Source organism: Massilia sp. UYP32 (assembly GCF_050434365.1).
Classification (GTDB): domain Bacteria; phylum Pseudomonadota; class Gammaproteobacteria; order Burkholderiales; family Burkholderiaceae_D; genus Telluria; species Telluria timonae.
This window is the reverse complement of sequence record NZ_JBNDIK010000001.1, coordinates 319,151-328,204: the sequence shown is the minus strand read 5'-3', so window position 1 is coordinate 328,204 and position 9,054 is coordinate 319,151. Positions and strand designations below refer to the sequence as shown.

Here is a 9,054-nt window from a genome sequence, read left to right as displayed (position 1 = left end):
CGATGCAAAGACGCCCATCCTCGCGCTCAAAGAATGGCAGCAAAAACGGCCGGAATTATTCGTTAAGCGGGTTTATGAACAGGCGGGACTTGACACGTAGGTTCTATGCTGGCAAAGCTCAGGTGTCACGCAGCGTATCTTATGGATCGCCCCACTTGCCTCTCGCACAGATAGTTGAGTCTGCTCAATTTTCATCTGTGCATGTACCTGAATAATTATAAAAAATTCGCATTGGCCGGCACAATTTCCTCAACTGACGACTCAAGCTCCAAGTTCGCCCATGACTCAAGCTCGTCGCTTTCTTCACGACCTTATTCACGACAGACAGCACAATCGCATCCTGCGCTTGTCGTTCCCAAACAATGACGCACCGGCTTCCAAATTTGTAGTCAACAGAATCGTTGCCATTGAAAGTTTGTCGAGAAATTTCGAATTTACGGTCGAGTTACTGTCTGACGACGATAGCGTGGCCTTTAAGGAAGTCCAAGGCAAGCTAATCAATATTGAATTGGTGCGACGAGACGGTGGCTTGCGCTATTTTTCAGGATATATATTTACCTTCCGTCGGCATCATTCGGACGGTGGCTTTACGATATACGAAGCCACTCTCGGTCCCTGGCTGAAATTTCTCAGTCTGCGCAAGGATAGCTATCTATTTCACAACCAGACTTTGCGAGAACAGACGGAGAGCATTTTCCAGGATTATGGAACCTACGCGCAATGGGATTGGAATGTAACCGGTGATGATCCCAAGATGACTGAAGCGTGTCAATTCAACGAAACTGATTTCAATTACCTAAGTCGCCGATGGGAAGCAGCAGGGTTGTATTATTGGTACGGACATTATCCAACGGGTCATAAGCTTATCGTCAGCAGCGATTCTATGCACGCTCCCGTCCTCGACGGCGGCCCGCAAGTGCGCTTCCATAGTGAAGGTAACTCATTGGAGGAGGACGCTGTGGACCATTGGTCCCCAATACGCCGTGTGACACCCTCGACCCTTGCCCTGAACAGCTTTAATTTCAAGGATCCTCGACCGTGTAGCGTCGTTCTACCAACCTTAAATCAGCAAGGCAAGGTACCAGAAATCGAGTCCTACGAATATAGTGGAGCCTATGCTTTTAGAAATTCCCAGGACGGTGACACCCAATGTCGAATACGTTTGGAAGAAATCGAAGCAACCGCCAAGCATGTTGAAGGCGCAGGCAATAATCGCTTCTTGATGCCCGGTCGTTGGTTCCAACTGGTGGACCATTTCAAGCACAATGTCTTGCGGCATGGCAACAAGGTTGGCAACGATAACTTCTTACTCTTGTCCGTCCATCACACCGCCACTAATAACTATCTACAGCAACCTGATGAAAAGATTCAATATCGCAATCGCTTTGTCTGCACGCGCAAGAACGTTAAGTGGCGCCCCGGGCGCAACTTCAACAGCACGGATACCAAGATCGTTGGCCCCCAAACTGCCATCGTAGTCGGGCCTTCCGGCCCTGACAGCATTTATACAGACGAATACGGTCGGGTACGGGTGCAGTTTCACTGGGATCGGGCAGGCAGCAACGACGAACGCAGCTCAGCTTGGCTGCGCGTGTCCAGCTCCTGGGCCGGAGCGGAGCTAGGCGCTACAGCAATTCCGCGGGTAGGTACGGAAGTGATTGTTCAATGGCTCGACGGCTCCCCAGATCGCCCGATCATTACAGGAGCCGTTTTTAATGAACGTAACATGCCGCCATGGTCTACTCCAACACAACGAGCGCTGACCGGATTCAGGAGCCGCGAATTAGCTCCAAGTTCCGGCAATTCGCCCGTTGGACGCAGTAATCACCTCATCCTCGACGACACCAATAAAGAAATTCAAGCACAACTCAAAAGCGATCACTTACAGAGCCAGCTTTCTCTAGGATATATAAAAAGAATCGAGAATAATCGTGGCCGAACGGATGCCCGTGGTGAAGGATGGGAGCTACGGACCGATGGACACGGCGCCATACGCGCCGCTAAGGGCATGCTGGTAACAACCGAAGCCAGAATGAACGCTCGTGGTCCAATAAAAAGCATGGAAGAAGCGGTCGAGAACCTTGATGCAGCCATCAAACAACAGCAATCATTAGCGAAAAGTGCGGAAGAAAATGGGACATATGAGGCTGATGGGAATCAGTGCGAAGTAGCACACATACTTCAGGAAGAGAGCGATTCAATTCGTGGAACCAATGCTAACCCAAGCAATTCACCTGAATTGACCAAACCACATTTGATTGTTTCCAGTGCCGCCGGAATTTCCACCTCGACTACCACAGATACTCACATTTCCAGTGGCCGCCACACAGCCATAACAACGGGAAGAAGTTTCTCCTTGGCTGCCGGGGAGAATATATTTGCAAGCGTTCGCCACGCCTTCCGTTTATTCGTACAGCAGGCGGGAATAAAAATGGTGGCGGCCGCTGGAGACATCGACGTAAAAGCATTATCAAATAGTATAAAAATTCTCGCCAAACTCGAAATTAATCAATCAGCCAATCAAATCACCATTACTGCCAAGGAAGAGCTCGTAATAAATGGCGGAGGAAGTTTTGCCAAGTTCTCTGCAGACTCAATTGAAATCGGAACGTCAGGAACCCTAATTGCCCATGCGGCGACACACAGTTTCCCCGGCCCAAAGACACTTAACGTAAGCAGCGCCCTGACAAATGCAAAGCTTGGGAACTCAATGCTGCGCGAGCAACTCTTGAGCGAGCTAGTAAAAAATACCAGTTGGGTCGAGTTTAAGCTTATCGACTCAGACGGACCTATACCGAATGAGAGATTTATTCTTACCGATCCATCGGGAAATAAGCACGTTGGCAACGTTGATAATATAGGTACAGCACGTATTGAACAGCTGCCGGCTGGACGATGCAACGTGGAGTTCCCGGAGCTCGGAGTTGCAATAGAAGTGTTAAGCGCTTGATTGCTCGATTGACGTTCTCACGATAAATCTGCGGCCATGACAAAACTAGAACGAACGTCAGAAAAACTAAAAGCGGGAGTGGGTATTCTGACGAATCAAACCACGACAATACAGTTGAACACAGCTACTGTGGAGATCCTGATTGGAGGTCCATACAAGAGCAAAAAGGGAGAAATTAACAATTACGGACACGCGGCATTGCGCGTAATTTCAGCGACCGAAGAACGGATCTACGACTTCGGGCGTTATGGCGCAACGAAAGGGCTCTTTGGTGAACAAGGTGAAGGTATTCTCCGTGTCTGGGACAAATTTGAAACATACATCTCCGGCGAAAACGCATATGGAAGAAACACCACTGGGTTCTCATATACAGTTCCCAACGAAAAAACTTTAGCCGTAAATCGATACTTTGAAAAAATGACATCCGGGGCTAAAGAAAGAGTAGCAAAACATCCGAACCAAAGAGAGTTCAAGCTCAATGAAGATTATGATGCAATCAAGAACAACTGCGCTACCATGACACTTTCCGGTGCTAAAATAGCGCTCCCCACAATTGATTCAGAAGCTCAACTTTACAATTCTGGACGGGGCATGTCAGATGTAGAGAAAACCGCGGCAAAGGCACAAAATTTCGGATGGCCTTCAAAGATTTTCATGCCGGAGGATGTGCAATCGATGCTAGAGAATAATAAGCGGACCCCTGCCAAAAAAATCACTATCTATGGAAAAGGCCGAAAATGAAGAGAGCCTTTCTTGGCATCCTTATTGCACTCTTGTCTGGATTTTTTGGCTTCATCATTTCCGCTACTGGAACTTTAAATATGACAACAAAGAACGCTTACACCACGAAAGAGCCATTATTAATCGCCGGCGAACAGAATTATTATTCCATTCTCCCTGCGGGGACCGTTCTTTACTACGATCGCGCTTGGCCCGAGGGGCATCAAACGTACCATGTATACTTTCACTTCAAAGGCGAGTTTGATTCAGAGCCAGCTGACGCAGAAATGATATCACCGCTTTGGCTTCGGACTGTCGACCCTGAGGAATTACCAAAGCTTTTAAACAATTATCCGGTAACAAATGATGAGCTTGTGAAAATCCTCAAGGCCAGGAAAGTTACGAAAGCGGAACTTGTTCAGATTTTACGTGAATGGCCAGAAGATTGATTTGACCATGGCGCCCCTGCGCCTTTAAAATAACTACCGAAAAGTTTCGAATTTATTCCAGATAAGCCATGTTCGATGCCGCCTTGCCGGGAGACTGAAAATGCCTTTAAAGATAATCGCGGTAGGCGACAAAACTGATCATGGCGGAACAGTTACAAGCGGCTCAGCTACTCACGATGTGCGAGGCCGTGCGATTGCAAGACTCGGCGATGCCGTAGACTGTCCTCAACTATATCCAAGCGGCAATCCACACGGAATTAATAAAATCATTACCGCATGCGACACATTTACTGTAAACGGTATTCCAGTTGCGCTAGAAGGTTGCGAGACTGAATGCGGTTGCAAACTGATTGGCAGTCAGCCTGCAACCGTAAGATAATTATAGTTTAGGATAGCGTATAGGCGAGATGTTCTCTATAGCTGAGGTACAGATACCGTAAAGCGATCTGTTGCTCATCCTGCCAATCAAGCCGCTTCCACCACCGGATGCGCCTGCTTCCGATACAAGAACTCCAGCACCGCCTTGCGATGCTCGGTATAGCGCGCATCCTGCGCCAGCGCGACCCGATCGCGCGGCCGCTCCAGCCCCACCTCGACGATCTCGCCGATGGTTGCCGCCGGCCCATTAGTCAGCATCACGATCCGATCCGACAGCAGCACCGCCTCATCCACATCGTGCGTCACCATCACCACGGTCGACTTGGTGGCCGCCACGATCTTGAGCAACTCATCCTGCAAATGCGCCCGCGTCAGCGCATCGAGCGCGCCGAACGGCTCATCCATCAACAACACCTTCGGCTCCATCGCCAGCGCCCGCGCGATGCCGACCCGCTGCTTCATGCCGCCCGAGATCTCGTGCGGCCGTTTGCCCTCCGCGCTCGACAGCCCCACCAGCGCCAGCGCATCCAGCGTCCGTTCGCGCAGCTGGGCGCGGGTCTCACCGGCGCCAAACACCCGCTCGACCCCGAGATGAATGTTCTCGTAACAGGTCAACCACGGCAGCAGCGAATGATTCTGGAACACCACCGCCCTCTCCGGCGACGGCCCCGCGATCTCGCGATTGGCACACAGCAGCACGCCCGCCGTCGGTTTCAACAGACCAGCAATCAGGTTCAGCAAGGTCGACTTGCCGCAGCCCGAGTGCCCGATCAGCGTAATGAACTCCCCCTTGCGCACCGCCAGGTCAATCCCCTGCAACGCCTGGAACACGCCCTTCTTCGTATGAAACGCCATCTCCACGCCGGTGATGTCGATGAACCTGGTTTGAAGGTCTTCCATGATCGCGCTCCTTAATCAGTTAGCCACTTGTTCGTGCGTCAGCGCCCGCGCCAGCGCCACCAGCGCCTGCTCGAGCAGCAGCCCCACCACGCCGATGACGACGATCGCGATGATGATGTTCGCCACGTTCAGGTTGTTCCACTCGTCCCACACCCAGAAGCCGATGCCCACGCCGCCGGTCAGCATCTCGGCCGCCACGATCACCAGCCATGCGGTGCCGATGGCGAGGCGCACGCCGGTCAGGATGTAGGGCAGCGCCGACGGCAGCAGGATCTTGGTCAGGATCTTCCACTCCGACAGGTTCAGCACCCGCGCCACGTTCATGTAGTCCTGCGGCACGCGCTGCACGCCGACCGCCGTGTTGATGATCATCGGCCAGATCGAGCAGATGAAGATCGACCAGATCGCCGCCGGGTCGGCCGACTTGAACACCAGCAGGCCGATCGGCAGCCAGGCCAGCGGCGACACGGGTTTGAGCAGGCTGATGATCGGACCGAACATGCCGCTCACAAAACGCACCCGCCCGATGATGAAGCCGAGCGGAATGCCGACCAGCGCCGCCAGCCCGAAGCCCACCGCCACCCGCTTGAGCGAGGCCAGCACGTTCCAGCCGATGCCCTGGTCGTTCGGGCTGTTGTGGTAGAACGGATCGGCGAACAGCTTGAGCGCCTCCTGCAAGGTCGCCAGCGGCGACGGGAAGGTCTCGTTGCGGGTGGCGATCAGCTGCCACACCAGCACCACGAAGGCGATGCCTACCAGCGGCGGCAGGACCGCCTTCACCGCTCGGGCGAACGGCTGCGCGCCGCGCACAACGGGCGCCGGCTTGCGGACCGGAGTCGCGGCGAGAGGCACATCCGCCGCAAGCGGCAGCGTCACGACAGTCGCGCCGCCACCGGTCGATGCATGGTGTTCGGATTTCAGAATAGCGTTCATGGCATTCCCCCATTCAAACAAGATGAAAATCAGACCCTGACCTTGAACGAAGCGGCATAGGCTTTCGGGTCCTTGCCGTCCCAGACGCTGCCGTCCATCAGCTTCGAGCTGCGCATCGGGCTGGATGGCACCGGCGCCTTGGCAAGGGTCGCCGCGTCCTTGTACAGCGCGATCTGGTTGACCGCGCTGGCCACGGCCAGGTAGTCGGGGTCCTGCTTGAGCAGGCCCCAGCGGCGATGCTGGGTCATGAACCACATGCCGTCCGACAGATACGGGAAGTTGACCGCGCCGTCGTTGTAGAACTTCATGTAGTTCTGGTCGTCCCAGGTCTTGCCCAGGCCGTTCTGGTAGCGGCCCAGGATGCGCTGGTCGATCGCGTCCTTGCTGGTGTTGACGTACGATTTGGCGGCGATGACCTCGGCCATCTTGTTCTTGTTGGCCATCGAGGCGTCGATCCAGCGGCTGGCCTCGATGATGGCGGCCATCATGGCGCGGCAGGTGTTCGGGTTCTTTTTCGCGAACTCTAGGGTCGAGCCCAGCACCTTTTCCGGGTGGTCGCGCCAGATGTCCTGGGTCGTGATGGCGGTGATGCCGATGCCGTCCATGATGGCGCGGTGGCCCCAGGGTTCGCCCACGCAGAAGCCGTCCATGTTCCCGACCCGCATATTGGCCACCATCTGCGGCGGCGGCACCGTGATCACCTTCGCTTCCTTCATCGGGTTGATGCCGTTGGCCGCCAGCCAGTAATACAGCCACATCGCGTGGGTGCCGGTCGGGAAGGTCTGGGCGAAGGTGAAGTCGCGTTTTTCGGCGCGCATCAGCTTGGCCAGCGACTGGCCGTCGACCGCGCCCTTGGTCGCCAGCTGCTTGGAGAGCGTGATCGCCTGGCCGTTGTTGTTCAGGCCCATCAGCACCGCCATGTCCTTGCGCTGGCCCCCGATGCCCATCTGGACGCCATACAGCAAGCCGTACAGCACGTGGGCCGCGTCCAGGTCGCCGTTGGCCAGCTTGTCGCGCACGCCGGCCCACGACGCTTCCTTGCTCAGCACGAATTTGACGCCGTACTTCTTGTCGAAGCCCAGCACTGACGCCATGACCACCGACGCGCAATCGGTCAGTGGAATGAAGCCGATCCTGATCTCGGTCTTTTCCGGCTTGTCCGACCCCGCCGCCCACACGCCGCCCGTTGCCAGCCCCATCAAGCTTCCTCCCGCTACCAGACCTGCGCCATGAATGACTTTCCTGCGCGTGACATCGACTTCGCCGACGCCCGTCGTCGCTACGCTCTTCGCTTCAAGCTTCTGATTTTTCATCGCAATCCCAATGTGGTCAGGCAAAAAAAAAGACGCGTACCGACATGAACGCATTCATGTTCCGGTAGACGTCATTGTCTTGTGGGTGCTGCCTTCGTTGGCGGCACACGCAGCGCTCCGTTGCGCTGATGCTGATTACGCAATCTTCATGCCAGGAAGCGCGCAGAGGGACGCGCCCAAAACTGCACCGCCAGCGCACCGTACGATGGCGAGAATGGCGCACTGCGATTGCGCATCGCATCATTTTGGACGAGCTGTTGCGTCCGCTCAGCGAAGCTGCAAATACACCCTTCAACTCGCTGGCACGGCATGCTAGGATGGACTGTTTCTATAAGAAAACACCAGTTGTCAATCGTGCGGCCCTTGTCTATACGTGGCATGCATGTAAAATAAATAACGTCCCGAACGCAGCCCGACTTGAAGGTCTTGCTCCCGTCCCGGGTCCCGAATTCGACGCTTTGTACTGGCATCCGCATGTCACGCATTCACTGTCCGCCCTACCCCAGCCCGCGTTATCCCAACGACGTGGCGGTGCGGCCCAGTTGCCACAGTTGCCAGACAGCCCTTCTTCCTGCCCAGCGCGCCCCGCGCGCCTGAACGGCACACCATCTTCGTATTACGCCCGGCTCACGCCGGCCATTCATCATCTACTTGCCAGTCTTCATTCGAGACGGCGCTGGAGTCAACCATGAACACCGAACATACCGAACGCCACCATTCTTCCATCCATGCCGCGACCGCGGTCGACCGCAGCAACCCACAGGCGCCGAAACGCGGCATCGCCAAGGACATCGTCTCCAACGGCCGCCGCCTGCGCACCCGCATCGGCGTCATCGCCGCCGCCTGCATCGGCCTGACCGCGCTGCTGATCGCTTTCGAGTAAGCCTCGATTGGTGCGACCCGGTTGTCGGCTCGATGTCCGCTGGGCTATACTGCCCCGCATCAACGTCAATCGGGATCGCATGCAGTTCCAGGCCGCCAGCTTTCAGCAGATGAGCGCACCCCTGCGCCGGGTGCTGGCCTGCCTGTGCGCGCTGATCCTTGCCCTGCAACTCGTGGGCGCCTCGTTCCACGACCATGACCTGTCCGAACAGCTGTCCGACTGCGTCAGCTGCCAGCTCGCTTCCCATTCCACGGCCGACCTTCCCGCGGCATCGCCACAACTGCTGGCGATCTTCCTCGTCATCGCCTACGTCCTCGCACGCCTGCCGCGCCCCGCGCCGGTCGTCCTGCGCCGCTACCTGATTCCTTCCCGCCAGGCGCCTCCGCGCCACTGATCCGCCTCCAGAACCCGTGCAGGCCGGCCCGCGCCGGCTTGCGGACGCGCATGCGCTTTCGCGCACTGCGTGCATCCCGCGCGCGCCGCCGCCGGCAGTCACGCCGCGACGCGCGTGTGGCCTGTCGCTCCCGC

General features: G+C 55.9%; 9 protein-coding genes. 6 read left to right on the top strand and 3 right to left on the bottom strand.

The features are described 5' to 3' along the window. Nucleotides 1-280: 280 nt before the first annotated feature. The 4 genes from ABIB42_RS01460 to ABIB42_RS01445 all read left to right on the top strand — a co-directional run bounded on the left by ABIB42_RS01460 (nucleotide 281) and on the right by ABIB42_RS01445 (nucleotide 4,498). Nucleotides 281-2,950, top strand: a complete 2,670-nt coding sequence (locus tag ABIB42_RS01460) for a type VI secretion system Vgr family protein (RefSeq protein WP_429247755.1) — start codon at nucleotides 281-283, stop codon at nucleotides 2,948-2,950. Nucleotides 2,951-2,986: 36 nt separating this feature from the next. Next, nucleotides 2,987-3,691: a hypothetical protein gene (locus ABIB42_RS01455; RefSeq protein WP_005669455.1), complete on the top strand. Its 705-nt coding sequence runs from the start codon at nucleotides 2,987-2,989 to the stop codon at nucleotides 3,689-3,691. Further along, complete coding sequence (locus ABIB42_RS01450; RefSeq protein WP_157225652.1) at nucleotides 3,688-4,119, top strand: hypothetical protein; 432 nt, start codon at nucleotides 3,688-3,690, stop codon at nucleotides 4,117-4,119. The genes ABIB42_RS01455 and ABIB42_RS01450 overlap by 4 nt, the downstream gene beginning before the upstream one ends. A 100-nt stretch (nucleotides 4,120-4,219) precedes the next feature. Further along, nucleotides 4,220-4,498: a PAAR domain-containing protein gene (locus ABIB42_RS01445; protein ID WP_429247754.1), complete on the top strand. Its 279-nt coding sequence runs from the start codon at nucleotides 4,220-4,222 to the stop codon at nucleotides 4,496-4,498. 86 nt (nucleotides 4,499-4,584) lie between these two features. Here the strand turns inward: ABIB42_RS01445 and ABIB42_RS01440 are convergent, their stop codons facing one another. From ABIB42_RS01440 to ABIB42_RS01430, 3 genes are read right to left on the bottom strand one after another with little or no spacing between them, the layout of a single operon-like run. Continuing rightward, nucleotides 4,585-5,397 (bottom strand): ABC transporter ATP-binding protein, encoded by an 813-nt coding sequence (locus ABIB42_RS01440; RefSeq protein WP_005669454.1) that lies wholly within the window; start codon nucleotides 5,395-5,397, stop codon nucleotides 4,585-4,587. Nucleotides 5,398-5,412: 15 nt separating this feature from the next. Beyond that, nucleotides 5,413-6,330, bottom strand: a complete 918-nt coding sequence (ntrB, locus tag ABIB42_RS01435; protein WP_429247753.1) for a nitrate ABC transporter permease — start codon at nucleotides 6,328-6,330, stop codon at nucleotides 5,413-5,415. Between the two features lie 29 nt (nucleotides 6,331-6,359). Then, nucleotides 6,360-7,529 (bottom strand): CmpA/NrtA family ABC transporter substrate-binding protein, encoded by a 1,170-nt coding sequence (locus ABIB42_RS01430; protein WP_429247752.1) that lies wholly within the window; start codon nucleotides 7,527-7,529, stop codon nucleotides 6,360-6,362. Nucleotides 7,530-8,331: 802 nt separating this feature from the next. On the opposite strand from ABIB42_RS01430, the gene ABIB42_RS01425 reads away from it, so the two are divergent. After that, nucleotides 8,332-8,526: a hypothetical protein gene (locus ABIB42_RS01425; protein ID WP_005669451.1), complete on the top strand. Its 195-nt coding sequence runs from the start codon at nucleotides 8,332-8,334 to the stop codon at nucleotides 8,524-8,526. Nucleotides 8,527-8,605: 79 nt separating this feature from the next. Continuing rightward, a complete protein-coding gene (locus ABIB42_RS01420) occupies nucleotides 8,606-8,920 on the top strand; it encodes a hypothetical protein (protein WP_071363439.1) in 315 nt (104 codons plus the stop codon). Nucleotides 8,921-9,054: the final 134 nt, after the last annotated feature.